The organism is Moraxella sp. CTOTU46934 (assembly GCF_031979465.1).
GTDB lineage: Bacteria > Pseudomonadota > Gammaproteobacteria > Pseudomonadales > Moraxellaceae > Faucicola > Faucicola tetraodonis.
Window position 1 is genome coordinate 40,168 of sequence record NZ_DALZEG010000008.1, and the last position, 22,247, is coordinate 62,414.

General features: G+C 45.8%; 18 protein-coding genes. 12 read left to right on the forward strand and 6 right to left on the reverse strand.

The features are described 5' to 3' along the window. Window positions 1-118: 118 nt before the first annotated feature. The 3 genes from murI to RTN07_RS07615 all read left to right on the forward strand — a co-directional run bounded on the left by murI (window position 119) and on the right by RTN07_RS07615 (window position 2,586). Window positions 119-988, forward strand: coding sequence for a glutamate racemase (gene murI / locus RTN07_RS07605; RefSeq protein WP_159373986.1), 870 nt, complete (start codon window positions 119-121; stop codon window positions 986-988). A gap of 128 nt (window positions 989-1,116) precedes the next feature. Further along, the gene (locus RTN07_RS07610; protein ID WP_312177102.1) at window positions 1,117-2,124 is read left to right on the forward strand and encodes a DUF4062 domain-containing protein; all 1,008 of its coding nucleotides are present in this window, start codon (window positions 1,117-1,119) and stop codon (window positions 2,122-2,124) included. A gap of 201 nt (window positions 2,125-2,325) precedes the next feature. Next, window positions 2,326-2,586: a hypothetical protein gene (locus tag RTN07_RS07615; protein ID WP_076775403.1), complete on the forward strand. Its 261-nt coding sequence runs from the start codon at window positions 2,326-2,328 to the stop codon at window positions 2,584-2,586. 189 nt (window positions 2,587-2,775) lie between these two features. Here RTN07_RS07615 and RTN07_RS07620 read toward each other — a convergent pair whose 3' ends face one another. Together RTN07_RS07620 and msrA are read right to left on the reverse strand one after the other, a co-directional pair. Then, on the reverse strand, window positions 2,776-4,158 hold the full coding sequence (locus RTN07_RS07620; protein WP_312177107.1) for a lytic murein transglycosylase: 1,383 nt from the start codon (window positions 4,156-4,158) through the stop codon (window positions 2,776-2,778). A 254-nt stretch (window positions 4,159-4,412) separates the two neighbouring features. Further along, window positions 4,413-4,943, reverse strand: coding sequence for a peptide-methionine (S)-S-oxide reductase MsrA (gene msrA, locus RTN07_RS07625; RefSeq protein ID WP_065262829.1), 531 nt, complete (start codon window positions 4,941-4,943; stop codon window positions 4,413-4,415). A gap of 268 nt (window positions 4,944-5,211) precedes the next feature. On the opposite strand from msrA, the gene cmoA reads away from it, so the two are divergent. Beyond that, complete coding sequence (gene cmoA, locus RTN07_RS07630; RefSeq protein WP_050325184.1) at window positions 5,212-5,985, forward strand: carboxy-S-adenosyl-L-methionine synthase CmoA; 774 nt, start codon at window positions 5,212-5,214, stop codon at window positions 5,983-5,985. Between the two features lie 48 nt (window positions 5,986-6,033). Then, window positions 6,034-7,086, forward strand: a complete 1,053-nt coding sequence (gene cmoB, locus RTN07_RS07635) for a tRNA 5-methoxyuridine(34)/uridine 5-oxyacetic acid(34) synthase CmoB (protein WP_312177111.1) — start codon at window positions 6,034-6,036, stop codon at window positions 7,084-7,086. Window positions 7,087-7,165: 79 nt separating this feature from the next. On the opposite strand, the gene RTN07_RS07640 is transcribed toward cmoB, so the two are convergent. Continuing rightward, on the reverse strand, window positions 7,166-7,384 hold the full coding sequence (locus RTN07_RS07640; protein ID WP_007117392.1) for a DUF2788 domain-containing protein: 219 nt from the start codon (window positions 7,382-7,384) through the stop codon (window positions 7,166-7,168). Window positions 7,385-7,650: 266 nt separating this feature from the next. Between RTN07_RS07640 and argS the strand changes: the two genes are divergently transcribed. Next, window positions 7,651-9,468, forward strand: coding sequence for an arginine--tRNA ligase (gene argS, locus RTN07_RS07645; protein WP_312177114.1), 1,818 nt, complete (start codon window positions 7,651-7,653; stop codon window positions 9,466-9,468). 62 nt (window positions 9,469-9,530) lie between these two features. Then, window positions 9,531-10,256: an SPOR domain-containing protein gene (locus tag RTN07_RS07650; protein WP_312177117.1), complete on the forward strand. Its 726-nt coding sequence runs from the start codon at window positions 9,531-9,533 to the stop codon at window positions 10,254-10,256. Between the two features lie 60 nt (window positions 10,257-10,316). Here the strand turns inward: RTN07_RS07650 and plsB are convergent, their stop codons facing one another. Then, window positions 10,317-13,088 carry a glycerol-3-phosphate 1-O-acyltransferase PlsB gene (gene plsB, locus RTN07_RS07655; protein ID WP_312177120.1) on the reverse strand — a complete coding sequence of 924 codons (2,772 nt, stop codon included), beginning with the start codon at window positions 13,086-13,088 and terminating at the stop codon, window positions 10,317-10,319. Window positions 13,089-13,272: 184 nt separating this feature from the next. Here plsB and RTN07_RS07660 point away from each other — a divergent pair, with 184 nt between their 5' ends. Together RTN07_RS07660 and RTN07_RS07665 are read left to right on the forward strand one after the other, a co-directional pair. Then, the gene (locus tag RTN07_RS07660; RefSeq protein ID WP_312177123.1) at window positions 13,273-14,247 is read left to right on the forward strand and encodes an acyl-CoA thioesterase; all 975 of its coding nucleotides are present in this window, start codon (window positions 13,273-13,275) and stop codon (window positions 14,245-14,247) included. Window positions 14,248-14,303: 56 nt separating this feature from the next. Next, the gene (locus RTN07_RS07665) at window positions 14,304-14,777 is read left to right on the forward strand and encodes an acyl-CoA thioesterase (protein ID WP_312177126.1); all 474 of its coding nucleotides are present in this window, start codon (window positions 14,304-14,306) and stop codon (window positions 14,775-14,777) included. 80 nt (window positions 14,778-14,857) lie between these two features. On the opposite strand, the gene ribBA is transcribed toward RTN07_RS07665, so the two are convergent. Continuing rightward, window positions 14,858-15,973, reverse strand: coding sequence for a bifunctional 3,4-dihydroxy-2-butanone-4-phosphate synthase/GTP cyclohydrolase II (gene ribBA, locus RTN07_RS07670; RefSeq protein WP_312177128.1), 1,116 nt, complete (start codon window positions 15,971-15,973; stop codon window positions 14,858-14,860). Window positions 15,974-16,422: 449 nt separating this feature from the next. On the opposite strand from ribBA, the gene RTN07_RS07675 reads away from it, so the two are divergent. Further along, window positions 16,423-17,076: a BLUF domain-containing protein gene (locus RTN07_RS07675; protein WP_312177130.1), complete on the forward strand. Its 654-nt coding sequence runs from the start codon at window positions 16,423-16,425 to the stop codon at window positions 17,074-17,076. Window positions 17,077-17,114: 38 nt separating this feature from the next. Here RTN07_RS07675 and RTN07_RS07680 read toward each other — a convergent pair whose 3' ends face one another. Next, window positions 17,115-18,398: a replication-associated recombination protein A gene (locus tag RTN07_RS07680; RefSeq protein WP_312177132.1), complete on the reverse strand. Its 1,284-nt coding sequence runs from the start codon at window positions 18,396-18,398 to the stop codon at window positions 17,115-17,117. Window positions 18,399-18,978: 580 nt separating this feature from the next. Here RTN07_RS07680 and RTN07_RS07685 point away from each other — a divergent pair. Next, window positions 18,979-20,973 (forward strand): TolC family protein, encoded by a 1,995-nt coding sequence (locus RTN07_RS07685; protein ID WP_312177134.1) that lies wholly within the window; start codon window positions 18,979-18,981, stop codon window positions 20,971-20,973. Window positions 20,974-21,019: 46 nt separating this feature from the next. After that, window positions 21,020-22,243, forward strand: coding sequence for an HlyD family secretion protein (locus RTN07_RS07690; protein WP_312177137.1), 1,224 nt, complete (start codon window positions 21,020-21,022; stop codon window positions 22,241-22,243). Window positions 22,244-22,247: the final 4 nt, after the last annotated feature.

A 22,247-nucleotide genomic window follows, 5' to 3' on the forward strand; every position in this document is an offset into this window, starting at 1 on the left:
CTGCATTTTTTTGTAGTGAGCGTCTAAAAATTGGTATAAGATAGTGGTCTATTTTATGGGTAGGCGATTATTTTGCGGTTTAAAATAGCAACACCCTGCGAGTTGGACTGATTAGGCTATGGTAGAGTTGGCAAGCGCGCCGATAGGCGTATTTGATTCTGGGTTGGGCGGATTGTCGGTATTGACCCATTTGCAGCGACGCTTGCCATTTGAACGTTATATCTATCTCGCCGATACCCTGCACGTACCCTATGGCTCACGCAGTGAAGCAGAGATTCGTGAACTTACCTTGCAGGCTGTTGACTGGCTACATTCGCAAGGCTGTAAACTTATTGTGATAGCTTGCAATAGTGCCTCTGCGCATGGATTACAGGCGGCAAGGCGGCAGTATCCTCAAGTGCCGATTGTCGGCTTAGTCCCTGCATTAAAACCTGCGGTGATGCAATCGGTCACCAAGCAAGTCGCGGTATTAGCAACCCCAGCGACCTTACACGGGTATTTACTCAATGAAGTCATTGAACAAGTCGCCAAACCGCAGCAAGTGACTGTCCACAAATATAGCTTTAACAGCCTAGTGCCTTGGGTAGAATTAGGTATGCCAAGCAATCACCTAGCCGTGACTGATTTAGATCACTTGCTAAGTGAGTTACACGCTAAAAAAGTCGACCAACTGGTACTGGGCTGTACCCATTTTCCTTTTTTTAAAGCCTATTTGGCACAGCGTATCGACGAGCTGGTGACCCACCAAGCTATGGGGCAAGTGGCATTGATTGATTCGGGGGATGCCATTGCCAAACGGGTGTATGATTTGCTTGAGCGAGCCAATCAGCTTGCCTCTCATAAAGAGCGACCACGATTACAGTTTTATGCCACCGCCAACTTACCTACTACTGAGCAGGCGGCAACGCGTCTTTTGCAGCGATTTTTGCCAGAGTTGGGGATTGATTTTTTTACCTTGTGTGTGACTCAACATCGTGCAGTGAATTGAGCTTGTTGGTTAGTCAGCATGGCTTTTTACCCTTTTAAGTTTTAACGATTTAACTTCTAACGATTCAGCTTTTAACCCTTTACTTTTTTAATTAATTGCGTTCATTAGAGCGTTATGGAGAAGATAGCATGTCTCAAAAGAAACGTTATCATATTCATATCTCTTTGGTGAGAAATGAAAATGTCAACTTAGAGAATGCCCTAGAGTATGCGCTATCGACGGATTATTTTTTGACTTGGGATTTGCTTGCGACCCATACCAATTTTGTTGAATACAGCCGCCAACAAATTGACCAATGTGATTATATGATTTTTATTTTGGGCAATGATTACGGTCATTTAAGCCTATCTGGTGTCAGTTATCTGCACTTATCTTATATATATGCGTCTTCAAAACGGGTGCCGATGATTGCGTTGGTCAATACCCAACCAAGCCAACATGAGCTATTACGCCAACGGTTGGATTTGTTTAATTTGGTGATTAAAGAACAGGGTTTGCGGGTAATTCACTTCGGTCAGACCCATGATGGCGTGTCAGAATGCGTGCGTATGCTTGGGGAAATCAAAGAGAAATTTCCGCGATTAGGTTGGGTCAAAGACACCCGTTCATTGAGCACGCTACCGGCAGCTGCTAGTGGCGATTTAAAGTCGATGTTTGTCTCGGATAGATTTCATATCCGTAATGGCGTGCAACCCGCCTTAACTGATAGCAGTCTAGATGGCACTCAACAGTCCCCTGAAGCTGAAGCCAGACCGACCCAGGTTACGCCAAAAGAGCTCAATGAGGCGTTATTGGTCAACTATACTGCACACGCGTTTGAAGGCGGCAATTTGCAAGAAATCAGCGCAACTTACACCTTTAGCTGGGGTAATATTGTGCAAACGCTACAAGCATTACCACAGCCGTTTACCAGTAATATGATGTTGACCCAAATTAATGATGCCCTCAAAGATGCTGCAATGGCAGAAGCGCTCAAAATCTCACCCAATATCCATGCGGTCTCGCGCTGTCAAATCAGTAGTATCGATTATCAATGGATAAAAAGCCAACTGGTGAAAAAAAGATGGTTGTGCTCGGTCAAAGAAGAGCGAAGTATCCGCGAGCTGTGGCAGATTAACATCATCGTACAAGCTTAATCCGTCGTTTCTAACACGCATTTTTTAGTGTTTTATCTCAGTGTTTTATGCAAGTATTTTATATCAGCTTTGACCAAGCCATGATTTACTCATGTCATGACAATATTATACAGACCTGCTATCTAGCGTCACATTTGTTTATGCTATGATAATCTCATAACACACATAACGATAACATTGAGGATAAAAGAGGATAAAATTATGAGTACGCATGTCACCCCGCAAGCGGACGATCTTGAAAACAAAATCAATCAACTTGAAGATACCATGCACGAAGCCCAGCAGTTTCGCACCCTTGAAGAGCAAGTCGAAGACATGAAACGCCGTGGCATCAACCCACGTGATAACTTCAAAAAATGGGATGAAGACGAAGAGGACAATTGGGGCAGCAATTCAAAAGGCGAAGTCAAACCGATCCAAATGGATGATGGTGAAGAGCCCACCCCGCCACCTATTGTATAAGGTTGTACAATGCGCGGATATTAACAAAACCCTGTCACTATCAACAAAAAACCCTTAATCTCAGCATTAAGGGTTTTTTATTGGGTAATGAAAAATTGATGAACATTGTAGATGACTACGGCTTAAATAACTCAGGTTTAAATCATTTAAGGTTTAATGCCTAATACTGAAACACTAAAGTTTCAATGATTAGGGCGTTGTTACCCCACCTTGTCCATTGTCGATACGATAGTAACTCGTGCGACCATTGGCATCGCGTACCACTTTAGTCGGCGTGGTAGTAACCGTTGAATTCGGTACAGACTGATATCGAACGGGCGTTTGGGTCGGGTATTGGGTTGGATACTGACCATTCACTGGCTGAGTTATTAGCATACGGTATAGCTTCATACCCGCACGACCATCAGGGTTGACACCTTGCTGACGCTGAAAATCTTGAATGGCATAGCGCGTTTTATCGCCAATCATGCCATCGACTTGACCAATATCATACCCACGATTAAGCAGTGCTTGCTGGATTTCACGGGCTTGACGGCGGCTAATACCGGCATCATCCGTGGGCCAAGGTGTGACAAAGCCGACATTGCTAGTACGGTTTTGGCTAATCATATCGGACAAATGCGCAATCGCTAGCGCGTAGTTCTCTGACGCATTGTAACTATAAAACGCATCGAAGTTTTTACCCACTAAGAACGCAGGGCCTTTAATACCTGCCGGTAATAGCAAACCTGCACTATCAAGGCTAAAGGGTAGCGGCTGACCATTAGCAAGGGTCAGACCTTGGCTGCGCCAGTAGCTCATCGGTTTTTTGGCTTTGCGGTTGCTATCTGCCCAAAACCCTGCAGGCAACTTGACCTCAAACCCCCAAGGCTCGCCCGTGCGATAACCGGCTTTATCCAAGAAATTGGCCGTTGACGCGAGCGCATCAGCTTGGCTGTTGACCAAATCTTTACGTCCATCACCGTCAAAATCTTGCGCCAAGCGTAAGAAGGTACTTGGCATAAACTGGGTTTGCCCAAACGCACCTGCCCATGAGCCAGTCATATCATCACGGCGGATATCACCATTTTGCAAGATACGCAGCGCATTGGCGTATTCCGTGCGAAAGTACGACTGACGACGGTCAAAGCAAGACAAGGTCGCTAACGACTGGATTAAGTCTTTTTTACCCAGCTGCTTACCAAAGTTCGACTCTACCCCCCAGACGCCAAGTACATCCGTCCCTTTCACGCCATAGCGCTGCTCGATGCGGCTTAGCGTGCTTTGCAGTTGGTTTTTGGCATTGATACCGTCTTGCACACGCTCTTCATCGACCAGACCTGAGAGATAGTCCCACACTTCTTTTTGAAACTCAGGTTGATAGTTGAGCGAGACAATCACGCTAGGGTCAGGCTCAGTTGGGCGATATTGTTCTAAAGTGCTGGCTACACCGCGAAAGGTGCTGCTGTTTTTGAGATTGGATAAACACTGTTGAAATTGGGCATTGCTAAGATTAGGCGGTGTCGGTGCGGCATTGGCTTGGCTAACCATCGCCACGCCTGCCAGCGCCATAAAAATCGGAAGTAAACGCATAACAAACCTTGAATAGTGATAGATAAAGACATCAACAAACGGGGTGAATTTTGACTCATTCAAGGGTATAAAAAAAGCCCGCTTAGTGAAAGGAGTAAATGCATTTAATTACATTTTTTCACATTGGGTGATAAAGCGTTAATTTTTGCACTTCTATGGTAAGTCCAATTATTTAACGCGAAAAAATTGGGCATTAACGCGGTAAAGCCCAATTTTGGAAAGACTAATAAGTATCAATAAAATCACAATACGCGTTATTGTTCGATCATAAAACCGCTAAAATATTGTTTAAGCTTAGCAAGCTTGGGCGGAATCACAAAGTTGCAATAGCTTTGGGTCGGGTTGTTGGCGTAATAGTCTTGGTGGTAGTCTTCTGCAACGAAAAACTGCGCAGCAGGATGCACTTCGGTCACCACCTTGATGCCTTGCTCATCACGAAGCTCACCAATCACACGGTCAATGGTCGGTTTTTGCTGCGCTTCATCGGTGTAAAACACCACAGAGGCATATTGTCTGCCGACATCATTACCTTGACGGTCTTGTGTCGTCGGATCATGGGTGGCAAAGAAAATATCCAATACCGTCTCAAGCGGAATAATGGTCTCATCAAAATCGACTTTAATCACTTCGATATGACCGGTATCACCGCCACAGACGGCTTTGTAGTTGGCGGTTACTTCATCACCGCCCATATACCCTGATGTGACATCGGTCACACCTTTGACATGGCTAAATACTGATTCGGTACACCAAAAACAGCCACCACCTAAAATAATCGTTTGCATATTAGTACCTTTTTATGGTTATCTCATTGGTTTGATATAAGGATTAAAATAAATTATTAAAAGTAAAACGGGTGAAAATGTTAGAATAGCAAAGTTTACTCGCCATTCAAGTTAGGCAATGTAAACCAAGTTTCCGCTATCTAAAAACCTGACAGTTTAAGCGTTCCTTAAGCGTTTCATTGTTGAAGCGATCATAAAACTGTCAGCGATACTAAGTCAGCGATACTGAGTCTTAGTAACGCTCAATCAGCCATAGTGAGTCAGCCCCATGAGTCAGCCCCAAGCCAAACCACCCCACGATACCTTATTTACCACGCCGCTCGATGCCAATGCGCGGTTTAGCTTTGATGAGCAAGTGGTGGCTTGTTTTCCCGATATGATTCGCCGCAGTGTGCCTGGGTATGGGCAGATGCTCGCCATGTTGCCGATTTTTGCCAAACGCCATTGCCAGTTTCGCCAAACCAATAGCGACGGCAATAAAGTTAGCCGCGTCTATGACTTGGGCTGTTCACTCGGGGCGGTGAGTTTTGCGCTCGCAGGCGAGTTTGCGCCGCAAGATTTGCAAATCAAAGCCATTGATATCTCAGAGCCGATGATCGCCAAAGCGCAAAGTGTACTGATGCAGCATTATCCTGAGCATGATATCGAGCTGATTTGCGCTGATGTGTGTGAGGTGGCATTTGAGCGGTGCGATATGATTGTGCTCAATTTAACCTTGCAGTTTTTATCCCCTGACAAGCGCGAGCAGTTACTCAAACGCTGTTATGATGCGTTGGTTGAAGGCGGTATTTTGATTTTGACCGAAAAAACCCATTTGCTCGATGAAGCGGACGATGCCTGGCGTGTTGAGCGGTATTATGATTTTAAACGCGCCAATGGCTATAGTGAGATGGAAATCAGTGGTAAACGCAATGCACTGGAGAATGTACTTATCACCGATACCCTCGATTTTCATCATCAGCGGCTAGCAACAGTGGGGTTTGACCGCCATTTGACGTGGTTTCAGTTTTTAAACTTTGCGTCGATTATTGCGTTTAAGTGATGATTGCCCTTAAACAATAAAAACCTGTCATTGCTAAAAGAGTCAACCATGAATGCTACCATCAAAACTGCCGAAACCGACGTCTATCTTACCTTGCTGCAATTGGCGGAAAAATACCCAGTTGCCAATGAATGGCTTGCCCAGTTGCCTAATTGGCTGGCTACCATCAAAGACAAATCACGCTACGCCCATGCGCCATTTTATCAATCGCTCATTGAGCGCTTGCCCGTAGTTGACAACGCGCAAGTAGAGTTGAATCAACCCTGTATCACCGTAGCATTTGATTGGCAAGAGAATGAATACAAGCAAACCCATGCGCTACTCAAACGTTTGATGCCGTGGCGCAAAGGCGGTTTTTTACTGGGTCGAGATGACCTGCAAATCCATATTGATACCGAATGGCGCAGTGATTGGAAATGGGATAGGGTATTGCCGCATATCAGCCCACTTCACGGCAAACGCGTGCTAGACGTGGGTGGCGGTTCGGGCTATCACGGCTGGCGTATGGCGGGCGCAGGGGCAAGCACGGTGATTGTGATTGACCCATCGTGTCTGTTTTATCACCAGTTTATGGCGATTCGGCACTTCGTCAGAGACGCTGACCGTAACGATTTTGGACGCAACAGGGTGCACTATGTGCCCGTACCGCTTGAAGCCTTGCCCAATCCTAGCTTGACTAGCGGGCAAGCAGGGCTGTTTCATACCGTGTTTAGTATGGGCGTGCTATATCACCGCGCATCACCGTTTGAGCATCTTGAGCAATTATATAATCAGCTAGCAAAAGGCGGAGAATTGGTACTAGAAACCTTGGTGATTGAAGGGGATGCGACATCCGTGCTGGTACCAAGTGAGCGCTATGCACAGATGAATAACGTCTATTTTATCCCGTCAGTTGCGGCACTGTCGCTGTGGCTGTACAAAGTAGGCTTTGTAGCGGTGCGCTGTGTCGATGTGGATGTGACATCGACGGATGAACAACGCAAAACCGACTGGATGGATTATCAATCTTTAAGCGATTTTCTTGACCCCAAGGATAGCAGCAAAACCATCGAGGGCTATCAACGCCCGACCCGTGCAGTGATGATAGCCAAACGACCGTAACGGTACATGAACAAGTAACAAGGGTAATGCAGTTTGAGGTAATGGCGTTTTAGGCTAGTAAGGTTTAGAGTAGGAGACTTTAAAGCGTCCTACTAAAATACCACTCCAAGACCATTTTGATAAGAAAGCCAAAAAAACCGCCGCCCAATGCCAAAAAAATCCAAAATGTGCCTTGTTTGCCTGCATTGTTTTTCTTGGAAATATCGTACATGATAAAAAATAAAAACGCGATAAAGATAGGCAGCAGCACATACATACCAAGTTTGGTGATTAACTCACTAGAGACTAAAACAAACATGTTATTATCCTATGATTGTCATCAGACATTACAAAATTTTAGCCCGTATTATACGCCAAAAAACCGCGTTTCCTTGTAATGGCATGTATCTTTTGACAGGATTATAATGAAAAAACCATCAAAAATTGGTATATTGAACGCCAAAATCAATCTCCCTCGATTGTGAGCGAGTGATAGCCTCAAATCGGTGGTGATTCATTGATTTATCGTGCTTTTTTAGCTATCAATCCTGCAACAAAACCTGTAAGCCAACAAAGAGAATTTCCATGTCAGAACAACAACCCGTCATTTCGCAAGCCTTAGCATTAGTGGTGGAATCACTAAAACAACAGCAAATTTTGCCAATCGATTGGGTTGATAACAGCACCATCAGCCGCACCAAAGACCAAGCGCACGGCGATTTTGCCAGTAACCTTGCTATGATAGCTGCCAAGACTGCCAAGAAAAACCCGCGTGAACTGGCGCAAACCATCGTGGCGATGCTGCCTGCCTCGGACATGATTAGCAAAGTCGAGATCGCAGGACCGGGGTTTATTAACTTTTTCTTAGATGATAACGCGCGTTTTGCTATCTTAGACACCATCATGGAGCAAAAAGGCGACTTTGGTACATCCGAAGAATTTGCCGGTCAAAAAATCCAAGTTGAGTTTGTCTCTGCCAACCCAACCTCAAGCCTGCACGTGGGTCACGGTCGCGGCGCTGCGTTTGGCATGAGCGTGGCCAATTTGCTAGAGGCGGTTGGCTACCAAGTCGGGCGTGAGTATTACGTCAATGATGCGGGTCGTCAGATGGATATTTTGGCAACCAGTACCTATTTGCGCTACCTTGAGCTGTGCGGTGAGCCAATTGTATTTCCCACCAATGCGTACCAAGGCGATTATGTCAAAGATATTGCCAAACCCATCAAAAAACAGCATGGCGATAGCCTAAAAACCGCCTGGGAACATATGCTACTCAATGTACCTGCCGATGCCCAGTACCAAATCGATGCCAACGGCGAAAAAGTATGTGTGTCAGGTGATAAAGAAGCCCATATTGACGGGCTGATTGCCAATGCCAAAGCCAATTTGGGCGATAACTATCAGATTTTTCATGAAGCCGCACTTAGTACCATCTTGGCAGATATCCAAGATGATTTGGCGGATTTTAATGTCCATTTTGACCAATGGTTTAGCGAAAAATCAATCCAAGATGCCATTGTGCCTGCTTTGGAATTATTAGAGCAGCGGGGGTTTTTATACCAAAAAGACGGCAACTTGTGGTTTAAATCCACCGAATTTGGCGATGAAAAAGACCGTGTTATCCGCCGTGCCAATGGTCAATTTACTTATTTTGCCTCGGATATTGCCTACCACAAAGACAAGCTTGACCGCGGCTATGACAAAATTATTGATGTTTGGGGCTCAGACCACCACGGCTACATCAAACGCGTGAAAGCGGCATTAACGGCGATGGGCTACGATGCCCAGCGTATGGATGTGATTTTGGTGCAGTTTGTCACCCTATGGCGCGGTACAGAGCAAATCCAGATGTCATCACGCTCAGGTCAGTTTGTGACCTTACGTGAACTGCGTCAAGAAGTCGGCAATGATGCTGCGCGGTTCTATTATGTCGCGCGTAAACCAGAACAGCACATTGACTTTGACTTAGAACTTGCCAAATCCCATACCAAAGATAATGCAGTGTATTATATTCAATATGCGCATGCGCGTATTTGCCGTGTGCTTGAGCGTACTGAAGAGCGCGGTATTAAGGTCGATGACAAAGCCGGCAAAGCACACCAGCATCTGTTGACCCAACCTGCTGAAACGGATTTATTGAGCTTACTGGCTTCTTACCCTGAGGTGCTACGCCGTGCTGCCGTTAATTATGAGCCGCATTTATTGACCAATTACCTCAAAGATTTGGCAAGCTTGTTCCACGGTTGGTACAACGACAACCGTATCTTACCTAAAGATGGCGAAACCCCAACCCAAGACGAGCTTGACTTGATGCAAGCGCGTCTGCGGTTATCAAAGTCGGTACGCCAAGTGATTCAAAATGGCTTAATTTTGTTGGGATTAACGGCACCAACCAGTATGTGATATGATTAGGATACGCTAAAAACGCTGTAATATTACCGTATCCCATGTCGTAGGAGATGATGATGGCAAGACCCAAAGGAGCGACCCCGCGTAAAGCGCCAAGCACGATGTCGTTTTTTGCTGCCATGTTGGTGGGCATGATATTGACCGTGGGGATTGGTCTGTTTGTTTATTTGTGGAATCCATTTAACCAAGGCAAAACCACGAGCAGCGACGAAGCGCCGATGGTGCAGCCAAAGGTGCAAGACAAACCCAAAACCAATAACTACGAGTTCTATGACTTACTCAAAGAACAGCAGGTCAGTGCAGTCCCCGATGAGGCTGCTGCTAGTCAGCCAGTCTCGGCGCAGCCTGATGTGGTGTTGACCCAGGCTGACAGCACCAGTGCGACCAAATCAGCGAATGTCAGCGTGGTCGATAATCCGTTGTTGTCTGATGATAACGGAACCAAGCCACGCGCTTCAGCCAACGATAGTACGATAGACACCAGCACAGCTGCCGATGACAAAAGCAGTGCCGATGCCATAGTGATTGGCAATGAAGAGCCTACGCGGACTTATATCTTGCAAATCAATAGCTTTGATAATGCTGATGATGCGGATAAACGCCGTGCTGAAGTGCTAATGGCAGGGGTGGATGCCCAAATCGTCAAAAAACGCTTAAGCAATGACCAAACTGTCTATCAAGTTATCTCTCGCGCCATGAGTAGCCCAGAGATGGCGGCACAAGCCCAGCGCCAACTACAAAATAGCCGCATTGATTCACTGATTGTCGAGCAGCGTCGCTAGGCTGATTTGCAGGCAAAAAAACCGTGTTATTGCAACACGGTTTTTTATTTTTTGGTGGCATTAAGCTTTTTTACGACTAAATTTGCGTTGCTTTTTGTTTTGCAGTTCAGTCAAGGTGCGTTTGATTTCCTCATCAGTCAGTTGTGAAATTTGCTGTAAGATATGCATCACGTCCATATTAAGGATAAATCGCGCGCTTTTTGCCATGGTATGAATGCGAGCATCAAACTCAATCACCCCGCTAGCCGACACCGTAATATAGCCCAAACGCTCTAGCGCATCCATAAAGCTAGTAAACAAGGCACGGTCAAAGAAATCTGGCATGTCATCTTCGTATAGCACGGATAGGCGCTGACCGAGCAGATGACCCAAATCAATCACTTGATCTTTGGTGAGTTTGCCTGAGCCTTGCTGACTCAGCAGCGCAAGTACCATAAAGTAGCGCTCTAAACTTTGCTCAACTGAGTTGGCAAGCACTGTCAACTGCTGATAGCTACGGGTATTCGGCTCTGGCGTGGTCAGCATACGATGGCCTTCGGGGCTCATCCCTTTATCGACGATGATGTTTTCTTCGACCAACGTATCGATATGCTCACGCAAAGTGTCATTTAGGGTGCGCAGTGGGTATTTCAAAAACAACTCTGCTTGCAAGAAGGGGTACATGATACCTACCACCCGCTCAATGGTGTTTAGGCTCATGGTGCCATTACGCTGTATCAATGAGGCACACAGTGACGCGATGATATAAATATGCAAAATATTGTTGCGAAAATAGCTCAGTAGCGGTGCTTGACCGTCCGCAATACGAATCAAGTCCCCGAGCACATGGGGGGTGCGCTCGATGAGTTTAAGCTTGACACCATAATTGATAATGGATTCTGGGCTTTGCTGGGTGATTGATACATCATCATCATACGGGATTTTTTCTGCGATACGTTGATACAGCGCCAACTGTTCACGACAGCTTTGCTCATCGAGTGCACCATGAGGCGTGTCGAGCAGTACCAAAGATAGCAAAGTGACTGGGTTAAGCACCGCAGAGCGGTTGATACGCTGCATGATTTTGATGCCCAAATTGTCAATCATGTGAGTGACATTGGCAGGCATATCACTATCGGTACGGTCTTTGGGTAGGGTATTTGGGGCAACCTCAAATTTTTTCATAAAATCAGCTAGATACAGCGGCTGACCAAAACTGACATGCACATGACCGAAGATGCGCTCAATTTTTCGACTGGCTTTTAACAGACCCAATAACGACTCAGATTCTTTGGGTTTACCTTTAAGCTCACCCACATAAGTGCCGCCTTCCATAATACGTTCATAACCGATGTAGGTCGGGATAAAGACAATCGGTTTGCCCGCTTGGCGTAGATGGCTTTGTACCGTCATCGCTAGCATTCCTTTTTTGGGCGGTAACAAGCGACCTGAGCGCGAGCGTCCACCTTCGATAAAGTACTCAATCGGCGTGTTACGCATCAGCATACTATGCACGTATTCACGAAACACCGCAGAGTATAGCGGATTGCCTTTAAAACTGCGACGCATAAAGAAAGCGCCGCCATTACGTAGTATTTGACCTAGCACGGGGATGTTTAGGTTCTCGCCTGCGGCAACGTAGGGCACCCGTAACCCACGTTTATAAATTACGTATGACAGCAGCAGATAGTCCATGTGACTGCGGTGGCAAGGCACATAGATGATTTCATGGTCGGATGCCAGTTCGCGTACCCGCTCAAAGTGCGCCACTTCAACCCCGTCATACAACTGTGTCCATAGCCAGGTCAAAAAGCGGTCAAAAAAGCGCACGGTTGCATACGAGTAATCACTGGCTATCTCGTTCAAATAGCCACGCGCCAGTTTTCGGCTTTTGGCGAGTTCACGCGAGTTTTCTTTGCTATCGATATTGATGGCATGCTGAATGGCAGGGGTATACAGAATTTTATCGACCACATTGCGACGGTCTGATAAGTCAGGACCCAAGATGGCTTCTTGTTGTTTATCCAGATAACCTTCTAAACGCTGCTGTACCCGTGCAGTAATGGTGTGTAAATGCTGGCGGTCTTCACTAGCATCATCAGTGGATGCTAGGCTACCTGATTGCAGCGCAGGGTTTTTGCTAATCTCATCTTCGATGATGCCACGCAGGTCTTTGGGTGAGTGAAACTGCACATAGGTATCTCGCCCTTTGACCCCGATATTAAATAGCTGTTTACTGATGGTGGGCACTTGCCATTCATCAGCGGTGAGGAGGTTAAACAGCGAATCTTCTTTTTCTGGTGCGCGTCCCCACAAGATAGTGACAGGGATAAAATCAATGTGTAGCGTTGGGTATTGCTCGACGGCTTCAATCAAGCGTAATAGGCGAGGTGAAAATACGGCGCTGTCATGAGACAGTTTTTCTGTTTTATGGTGATGCAAAAAAATCATTGCGGTATTTTCATCAATACCATGCGCCCGATCGATGACATTGGCTAGGGCAGGGGGTAGGTCGTATTGTTTGGTTTCTAGGTCAATTAAAATACTGTTGCTACGAGAATATTCTTTGAGCACATAAAAGGTGAGTCGCTGGCTTGAGGTATCGCTATCGATATCCATATTGGTATTGGCGCTTGCTAAGTTATCGCTAGCTGGCGGTAGCTTATCATCGCCACCATGGGTGCTAGCTTCGCTAATATTGGGGATGTCACCGATAAGTTTGGATTTGACGGCGAGCCCCAATAATTTGCCAGAGACTTGTCGGTATAGATTTTTTAACAGCGGGGTCGCAGCAGGATGGGTACCTTTGCTGTTCGCTTGGGTAGTGCCTGAATTTTTCCCTACGTGATTCATAGTATGCCTAGTGATTGCGTGAGTTTTTTTGTAAGTTTTTTAAAGATAAATACAAGGTTTAAAATATGTCTTATCATGCCATAGATTGATGAATTTCTAAACCTTATCACTCAAAAATTCTTGTATAATGAGTGACTTTAATCCATTTTATCTACCCAAAATAACGTTAATGATAAGAGCGTCTATGGCAAGCCAGCAAGATATAAACCATACCCATACCATTGATATCACTCACCAACCACAGGTGCCCGTAACAGCCGTAACGCAGCAGTTTGAGCCGCAAGCGATTTGGCAACAATTAGTCACGCAGGTATTGGAAACCTTAACCCTCGTGCCGTATCAAGATAATGTATTTATTGGGCAAAGCCACGACTATGTGGGTGCGCGTATTTTTGGTGGGCAAGTACTGGGACAAGCATTGATGGCCGCCAGCCATACTGTGGAGCATTCAAAACCTTGCCACTCGTTCCATGGCTATTTTTTGCGCGGTGGCGATATCAATAAGCCTGTATATTACCAAGTCGAGAAATTACGTGATGGTCGTAGCCTTGCTTCACGTCAAGTGACAGCACGCCAATATGATGACGATAACCAACCGAGCATAATTTTTACCATGATGGCGTCTTTTTCACCGTTCGAAGAAGGGCTTGAGTATCAAGAAACCATGCCGAATTTTCCAAGTCCGGACACGCTACTGACCGAGCAGCAGCTCAAAGACCAAGTGGTAGGCAAAATCCCCGATGCGCTCAAAGCACGCTATATGCGCCAGCGTCATATCGAAATTAAACCGATACAGCCGCGTGACCCGATTCATCCAAAAATCATGAAACCAAGCCAAGCCAACTGGCTACGTATTCCGCAGCTGAGTAAACAGTCAATTCAAGTGCAACAGGCACTGCTCGCATTTTCTTCTGATTTTTATTTGATTGGTACAGGGCTGATGCCACACGGGATTAGCTTTATGACCAAAGGATTGCAAGCGGCAAGTATCGACCATAGTATGCATTTTCACCGCCCATTTGATATGAATGATTGGTTACTCTACAACATGTGGTGCGATACCACGTCACAGTCAAAAAGCCTAAACCACGGTCAATTTTGGCAAAATGGCAAATTGGTCGCCACAACCCAGCAGCAAGGGTTAATGCGACTGCGCTAGTGATTCAATAGTTTTTACCTTGTGTTAAACAGTAACCGTATGAGAGAGAGAAATATATGTCCAATCCCCCAATGAGTGATGCCGCCCGCAAGGATATCGCCCAACAACACAATCACCCATTAAAAGGCTTTGCTGTTATCTATGAGCAAAAAGTGGAATGGGGCGATATGGATGCGTTCAATCACGTCAATAACGTGGTGTATTACAACTATGCCCAGCGCGCACGTATCCACTACCTTGAACAAGTTGATATGTTTAACTTACAAACTTACACCGTGCTTGCTTCGTCATCTTGCCAGTATTTGAATTCGGTCACTTTCCCCGATGTGCTTTGGATTGGCATTCGTGCCAAAAAAATAGGCAATACCAGCTTGACCCATGAGTATGTTTACTTTAGCACGGCCCAGCAAAAAGTCGTCGCTACCGTGTCGTCCGTCATTGTATTTTTTGACCAAAACGGCAAAAACAAACAACCGATTTCTGATGGTCAACGCCAACAACTTGCCGAGTTAGAAAGTCATACGGTTTAACTGTTACTAAAATTGTTAAAAAAAAGCCACAAGCTGCAATGCTGGTGGCTTTTTTGTCTGATAAATTGCTATCTCGTAAATCACTCTTTGTGGTTTGGGTTGGCAACGGTTTCGACCAAGTTTAGGTTAAACCCTGATAACGCGTTGAATTTAAGCGGTGATGACAGCAAACGCATATCACGCACGCCCAGATAACGTAAAATCTGTGAACCAACCCCAATGCTGCGGTAGGGTTGGTGTTTAAGCGGTGAGTTGGGTTTGTCAGCGACAAAGTTATCGAGCGCTTCGCCCATATCAATTGCTTGTTGATGCCCAATCCAGACAAACACGCCACGCTCGGATTGGCTAATTTCTTTGAGTGAGGCATGGATATCCCAATTACTCTTACCGCTGTTGGGTAGCTGCACGGTGAATAAATCGCGCAATGGCTGGAAGCTATGCACCCGCACAGTGCTCACGCCTTCTTGTGGGTTGCCCTTGACCAGTGCCAAATGGGTATCCTCTGAATTTTTTTCTTTAAAACGATAAGCAGTAAACTCACCAAACTCAGTTTGCATGGGGTAATTGGCAATGGCTTCTACCGTTTGCTCATTGGCAATACGGTAATTAATCAAATCGGCGATGGTACCGATTTTTAAGCCATGTTCTTTGGCAAAAATCTCTAGGTCATCACGGCGCGCCATTTCGCCATCTTCTTTGATAATTTCACAAATCACTGCCGCAGGTTCAAGTCCTGCCAAGCGTGTTAGGTCACAGCCGGCTTCAGTATGACCGGCACGGTGTAGCACACCGCCATTTTGTGCCACGATCGGGAATACATGACCAGGTTGTACGATGTCTTCTGGCTTGGCAGTCGAAGATACCGCTGTTTGGATGGTTCTGGCGCGATCCGCTGCTGAGATACCTGTGGTGACCCCTTCTGCCGCTTCGATTGATACCGTGAAGTTGGTGCTAAATTTAGCGCCATTTTTATCCGACATAAGCGGTAAATTGAGCTGTTCACTGCGGTCAGCGGTGATGGTCAAACACACCAAGCCACGCGCATGGGTAATCATAAAGTTAATATCTTCTGGGCGTACATGGGTGGCGGCCATCACCAAGTCGCCTTCGTTCTCACGGTCTTCATCATCCATCAAAACGACCATTTTGCCTGCACGGATGTCATCGATAATTTCTGCCGTTGTATTAAATGCCATAAAAGTGCCTTTGTTAGCGATTTATTAAAATAACATTGATTAAAAAACTGATTGAAAAATAGGGACAGAAAATAAGCGCTATCAGCTAGTATGTATTGTTCAAACTATTGTCTAAATTAATCTTAACAATCACTTCATTAAATTGGGTGAAGCTAGCACAGGCGCTCATTTTTTATTAGATCGCTATTATAGCATTAACTCAGTTAGTCTAAGCAGCGAAATATTGATAGCCATAGACGTTGGTAGCGCATTCAGATAAAACATGCGGATAAATTAGTTGAAAAATTTAACAAAAAGTGCTGATTTTGTATAATTTTTGAGCAAAAATTAAAAAAAACTGGTATATTATTACTTAATAATTAATAAAAATTACATTCTTAATACGTTTGAAGAAAACGCTATTAAAAGTCATAGACGTCTAACCGATTTATTTATCTAAGGATCCTGTGATGTCAGTCTTTTATCTTATCTACACGAGCAAAATCACCTTACAAGCAAGTTTGCATACGATGACGTTGCCTGATATCTATCGTCAGTCAGTCGCGCGCAACACCCAGGCAAATGTCAATAGCGTACTATTTCTCAAGCAAGGCAACTTTCTACACTATATGGAAGGTAGTGAGCCCACTATCACCCAGCTATTTGACAAAATCAAAGCCGATAAAAGACACAAAAATATTCGCGTCATCGAGCAGGGACAGGTGCCCAATGCGCTGTTTGGGCACTGGAAAATGCACTGCATCAATTTAGATAGCGTTAATGATATGGATGATGTCGATGATATCAGCCCCCTGCTAGACTATTTTGAAACTGCGCAATTTGATAGCGCCAGTGTCCCAAGATTGCTTGCGGATGTAGAAAACTATTATCGTTCGGGCAAATGGCAAAGGCATCAACATACCAACTTTGATAAGGGCAGTTATAGCCATGCCAAGCTGCGCCGATTGGGCTTTAAGCATCGTTATTTTTTGTGGATTCAGCTTGGGTTTTTGTTGGTGTTCTTATTGCTGGTGATATACTGGGTATTACAGAATAGGGTTCATCGGGCTGCGCTAAATCATTCGTTGTCTGCTTTGACGGGTTTTTTAGCCGCCGCGCTTTAATCATCGCGCTTTAATCGCCGCTTTTCAAAGACTGCCCTTTAGCCGCTGCTTTTTAACCACTGTATAAAGGCATAGGTTTGCTGTTCTTTGGCATTATCAGCAAAGTCAAACAACCGTGTGCCCAGCAAGTTATCAGGCAGATACTGCTGGGGGTGGTAATGGTTGGGGTAGTCATGCGGATAGATATAATTGGCGCCATAACCTTCGGCGCGCATCAGCTTGGTGACGCCATTACGCAAATGTAGCGGTACAGGCGATTGGTCATTTTCAGCCAGCCGCATCGCTTTATTGATCGCCTGATAACTAGAATTGGACTTCGGCGATGTCGCCAAATACACCACCACTTGCCCCAAAATAATCCGCGCTTCAGGCATACCGATGCTTTGCACGCTTCGCAAGGCAGTATCGGCAAGTAGTAACGCATTGGGATTGGCAAGTCCGATATCTTCACTTGCCAAAATCACCAACCGCCGCGCAATAAAGGCAGGGTCTTCGCCCGCTGTCAGCATCCGCGCCATCCAATACAATGCCGCATCAGCGTCACTGCCGCGGACTGATTTAATCATCGCTGATACTAGGTCATAATGGCCATCACCTGATTTGTCGTAGCGTACCAGGCTTGCACCTGCGACCGCGATGACACTGTCATCAGTCACCACAATCGGTGATTGGCTGCCTTGCTTAAAATTGGGGCTTGATTGAATGGCAAGTTCAAGTAAATTCAACGCCTTACGCGCATCGCCTTGCGATAGCGCAAAAATCGCTTGGCTTGATTGTATTTCAATCTTAAATTGTTTAAAAACTGCATCATCTTCAATGGCACGTTGTAGTACTTGGCTGATTTCATCTTCGCTCAAGGGGTTGAGCCGATACACTTGGCAACGAGACAATAGCGCATTGTTGACACTAAACGAGGGGTTTTCGGTGGTCGCACCAATTAAAGTAATGTCCCCTGACTCAACCGCGCCGAGGAGTGCATCTTGCTGGGCTTTGTTAAACCGATGAATCTCATCGACAAATACCACCGGCGGCTCGCCAAACAAGCCGTCATCTTTTGTCAGTACTTCACGCAGCTCTTTGACCCCTGCATTGATAGCCGAGAGCGGGCGAAAAGGACGACCTACTGCATCGGCTAATAGCATGGCTAGGGTGGTTTTGCCGATGCCTGCTTCCCCATGCAAAATAATCGATGGCAAGTAACCTTGCTCAACGATACGACGAATCGGTGCGTTGGCGCCGAGCAAATGGGTTTGTCCGATCACCTCGTCAAGCGACTTTGGGCGGACACGTTGGGCAAGGGGGATTTGAGCGAGTTGATTCATCATTAGGGTATAAGTTTAACTGGATTACTTAGTCGAAGGTCTTCAGCGATTTCACTATTTTTTAAATTGGGATTGTAGCTAAGTGCGGTACTTATTTGGTAAAAGTAATTTAGTGAAAGTAGCTTGGCAAAAATAACTTGGTAAAAGTAACTGCATTAAAAACAACGAGGGTTTTTTAAGAATTTTAGCATGCCTAAACGATAGCGGTAGGCTAACTTGTTTGATTTGTGTGACTACTTGGATTGAGAAATATTTTTACTTTGTTAAATAAAAATAAACAGTAATGATGTGAGGCTTAATGAGCCATATTATTAAAAAAACTACAATATTGTTAATATGACAAGTGTAGATTGACGGGTCATTTTTTTCTTTTTACAATCTTATACTTTAGTTAATATACAAAATGACAGTTAGTGCTCACTTTGGTATTTCATTATTATTTAATTAGGCATTATTTAATAAGACAGTTTTTTGGTAATACGGGCATCATAACGACGACCGCATCAATTACTAGGGTAATTGACGGCTTGCGGGGTTGTTATGTTGCGGCAAAGCCATAGGCAAGTTATTAGCGAGTCGTATGAAATTACATCAATCCATCAAACCATCGACTTACCCAGTAAGCCATCCTCTGCAGCCACTATCACGCGTGCTTACCCTGTCTGCGTTTACGGTGGCAATGGTTTCGTTGAATTTGTCCTTGTCTTTGGCCGCCGATGCTGCGACTGCCGCGACCACGGTCAACAAACCCAGCACTACCAAAACGACCCCGACAAAAACTACAACAAAAACCACGACCACGACAAAAACCACCAAAACGACCAGTAGTCCCACTAAAAATGCTAACAAGCCGCCTGTTAAAACATCAGCTAAAACATCGGCTAAAAATTCTGTTAAAACATCGGCTAAAACCACACCAGCAGCGGCAACTATAAAGCCCACTAGCAGATTGCAGCCCAGTACCAGTGGCGACATCGCAGAGTTTACGCCGGTAATCAATACCCCGCCCAATCCTGAGCCTGTACTCAATGCTAGCCCTGTCACGGACGCACCATCAGCAGACACGCCATCGAAAAAAACCGCGACCCGCGCCAATGAAGTCAAAGGTGGCAAAGTAGCTGGGCTCAGCTACGATCCTACTATCAATAATGGGGTGCCTTATCCGCCAAGTTATGGCCTAGATGTGCCCAGTAATTTGACACTGGCACAAGCGCAGCAGTACCTAGTTAAAGTATCACCCAAAGTCGCGGCAGACAATGCGGCAATCGTGAGTAATGAGCTACGAGCTGAGTCAACCAAAGGCTTAAACAAACCGATTGTGTATCTGGGTGCCAGTGCCACGCATTTACATGTGGATGACAATGTAGATACCACGGGCATTAAAAACAACCTAGCCATTGACAACGCAGTCAATAACAATATTGGCAATTTGCCCATCACTTTGCCACTGCCTACTACGGCAGTAGATATCGGTGGTTTAATCACCGACCCGATTCCCAATAGCATCCCTGCCAATGTCGACAAAAATAGAACAGGCGCAAATGTCACCGTGCTGTGGTCTGCTTATAACGGACATAAAACCGAAGCAGTGACCAGTTTGCTCAATGGTATGACGGATGAAAGCCGTGCCGATGCTGACTTGTCACTGGATGAACAATACACCACGCTTACCAAACGCTATTTTCAAACCCAGCTTGCCATCATGGCAGCGTATCTACGCGCCGATGCGCTCAATGCGATTCGTGCCACCGACCATGCCGCACAGCGCGCACTCGATGTGGGGCTGATTTCAAAAGTCGAGCGTTTGGAAGCCAAAAAAGCCTTAGCCGATGCTGAATACGAAAATAGCAAAGCGCTGAACGATGCTGAGCTTGCCATGACCGCGCTACAGCGGTTACTGCGCACGCCGTATTTTATCAAACCAACATCGCCTTTATTTGTATCCACCAAGCCGTTGCCGCCACTGAGTTATTTTCAGCAGCAGGCTAAAATGCATCACCCAGGTTTTGATAAGGTGGCCGCCAAATACAACCAAGCCAAAGCGCTACATGAATTTAGTGAATCCGCCTACAAACCCAATGTCACCGTCTTTGGTCGCTCGGAAATCGACGCTGACCCAAATTGGATTGCCGGGGTGTCTGCCAACTGGAAATTGTGGGGTGGGGTAGATCGCCGCATTAGCACCCAATCTAGCCTTGCCAAGCTGCACCAAGCCGAATTTAGCCAAGTGGATGTCAATGATAATATTATGTTATTGGTAGAAAAAAATTGGCAAACAGTCAACAATGCACGCGATAATTTTATTGCCTTAAATACCAATATTGAGCTTGCCAGTGAGATGCTGCGCTTTCGTCAGCTTGGTTTTAAAGAAGGCGTCAACACGGCCGTAGAAGTGATGCAAGCCGAAGCCAATTTGGAAAAAGCCAAAACCGAGCAAGCCAAAGCGGCAAATGATTATGTGCAGGCAATGGCAGACTTGATGCAAAGCTGCGGTACGCCGCTAGAGTTTAACCGTTATATGCAGGCAGCGGACGTCAAGCTACCCGCGATTTATTTTGAACATCGTAAGAACTAATCAATTATTTCAACCCGTGTCTTTATTTCACCAGTAGGCTTACCGTATGGCTGATCCACAAAACCCAACACCAGACAATGCGATGGACAACGCTAAAGACAACGCTAAAGACAACACTTTGGACAGCGCTGCGGATAATGCTAATGCAGCGATCAACGCTCAAGCTGCCGATGAGCCGCACGCAGAGGACAGCCTGTCAGCCGCTACGTCGGATAGCCATTACATGCCGCCTACCAAAAAACCCAGTAAAATTCGCACCATCATTATAGCCTTGATTATCCTTGGGCTGATTGGACTGGTCGCATGGGGGCTAATCAAAGACAAGCGCGAAACGCGCAGCGAGCCTGTGACCATCCAAGGGCATATGGAAGTAAAGCAAACGCCCGTCGCTGCCAAAGTTGCCGGTCGTATTGCCAATATTTATGTTAAAGAAGGCGATGAAATTAGCGTCGGCACACGCCTAATTGATATGGATAGCCCAGAGATTAATGCCAAGGTCGAAGAAGCACAAGCAGGCAAAGAGTTAGCCCAAAGCCAACTGGACAAAGCCAACAATGGCGCAAGACCGCAAGAGATTGAAATGGCAAAATATCAGTACGATGCTGCCCAATCCGCGGCTGACCTTGCTAAAGTCACCTATGAGCGTATCAACCGACTCGCAGCAGAAGGCTTGATGTCACGGCAAAAACGTGACGAAGCCTATACCAACTATGTCGCCAGTGTCGATAAAGCCAAAATTGCCAAAGCCCAATATGAGTTAGCCAAAACGGGCGCGCGCAGTGAAGATAAAACCGCCGCGCAAGCGCAAGTCAGCCAAGTAGAAGGCAAGCTTAAAGAAGCGATGGTTGCCAAAGAAGAAGCCAATCTTAAAAGCCCGATTGCCGGTATCGTGGACAACGTGATTGTCAAACCAGGTCAAGTGGTTGGACAGGGCGTACCACTGATGACCATTGTCGACCCCAAAGACCAATGGGTGGTGCTTAACGTTACCGAAAATAACCTAAACCATTTTGCAGTCGGTAGTGAATTTAGCGGTACGGTTCCTGCGTTATCGGTCAACAATCAGCCTTACCGCCAAGTGTTTAAAGTGTACGCAAGTTCCGTGCTATCAGATTTTGCCACGTGGCGCCCCACCAACAGCAAAGACGGCTTTGATATGCGTACCTTTGAGATTCGTGCGCGTCCGAGCCAGTCAGATACACGCCTAAGACAGGGCATGACCGTATTGGTTGATATACCGGCAAGCCAGCAGCCAACCCAGACACAATGAAGTC

What these genes read in the sequence shown, in the direction of transcription:
- cmoB (WP_312177111.1), top strand. Translation starts at nt 6,034, where the DNA reads ATGAATGCTACCATCAAAACTGCCGAAACCGACGTCTATCTTACCTTG.
- RTN07_RS07675 (WP_312177130.1), top strand. Translation starts at nt 16,423, where the DNA reads ATGTCAGTCTTTTATCTTATCTACACGAGCAAAATCACCTTACAAGCA.
- RTN07_RS07685 (WP_312177134.1), top strand. Translation starts at nt 18,979, where the DNA reads ATGAAATTACATCAATCCATCAAACCATCGACTTACCCAGTAAGCCAT.
- RTN07_RS07680 (WP_312177132.1), bottom strand. Translation starts at nt 18,398, where the DNA reads ATGAATCAACTCGCTCAAATCCCCCTTGCCCAACGTGTCCGCCCAAAG.
- RTN07_RS07660 (WP_312177123.1), top strand. Translation starts at nt 13,273, where the DNA reads ATGGCAAGCCAGCAAGATATAAACCATACCCATACCATTGATATCACT.
- ribBA (WP_312177128.1), bottom strand. Translation starts at nt 15,973, where the DNA reads ATGGCATTTAATACAACGGCAGAAATTATCGATGACATCCGTGCAGGC.
- RTN07_RS07665 (WP_312177126.1), top strand. Translation starts at nt 14,304, where the DNA reads ATGTCCAATCCCCCAATGAGTGATGCCGCCCGCAAGGATATCGCCCAA.
- murI (WP_159373986.1), top strand. Translation starts at nt 119, where the DNA reads ATGGTAGAGTTGGCAAGCGCGCCGATAGGCGTATTTGATTCTGGGTTG.
- argS (WP_312177114.1), top strand. Translation starts at nt 7,651, where the DNA reads ATGTCAGAACAACAACCCGTCATTTCGCAAGCCTTAGCATTAGTGGTG.
- RTN07_RS07610 (WP_312177102.1), top strand. Translation starts at nt 1,117, where the DNA reads ATGTCTCAAAAGAAACGTTATCATATTCATATCTCTTTGGTGAGAAAT.
- RTN07_RS07640 (WP_007117392.1), bottom strand. Translation starts at nt 7,384, where the DNA reads ATGTTTGTTTTAGTCTCTAGTGAGTTAATCACCAAACTTGGTATGTAT.
- RTN07_RS07690 (WP_312177137.1), top strand. Translation starts at nt 21,020, where the DNA reads ATGGCTGATCCACAAAACCCAACACCAGACAATGCGATGGACAACGCT.
- plsB (WP_312177120.1), bottom strand. Translation starts at nt 13,088, where the DNA reads ATGAATCACGTAGGGAAAAATTCAGGCACTACCCAAGCGAACAGCAAA.
- RTN07_RS07615 (WP_076775403.1), top strand. Translation starts at nt 2,326, where the DNA reads ATGAGTACGCATGTCACCCCGCAAGCGGACGATCTTGAAAACAAAATC.
- msrA (WP_065262829.1), bottom strand. Translation starts at nt 4,943, where the DNA reads ATGCAAACGATTATTTTAGGTGGTGGCTGTTTTTGGTGTACCGAATCA.
- cmoA (WP_050325184.1), top strand. Translation starts at nt 5,212, where the DNA reads ATGAGTCAGCCCCAAGCCAAACCACCCCACGATACCTTATTTACCACG.
- RTN07_RS07620 (WP_312177107.1), bottom strand. Translation starts at nt 4,158, where the DNA reads ATGCGTTTACTTCCGATTTTTATGGCGCTGGCAGGCGTGGCGATGGTT.
- RTN07_RS07650 (WP_312177117.1), top strand. Translation starts at nt 9,531, where the DNA reads ATGGCAAGACCCAAAGGAGCGACCCCGCGTAAAGCGCCAAGCACGATG.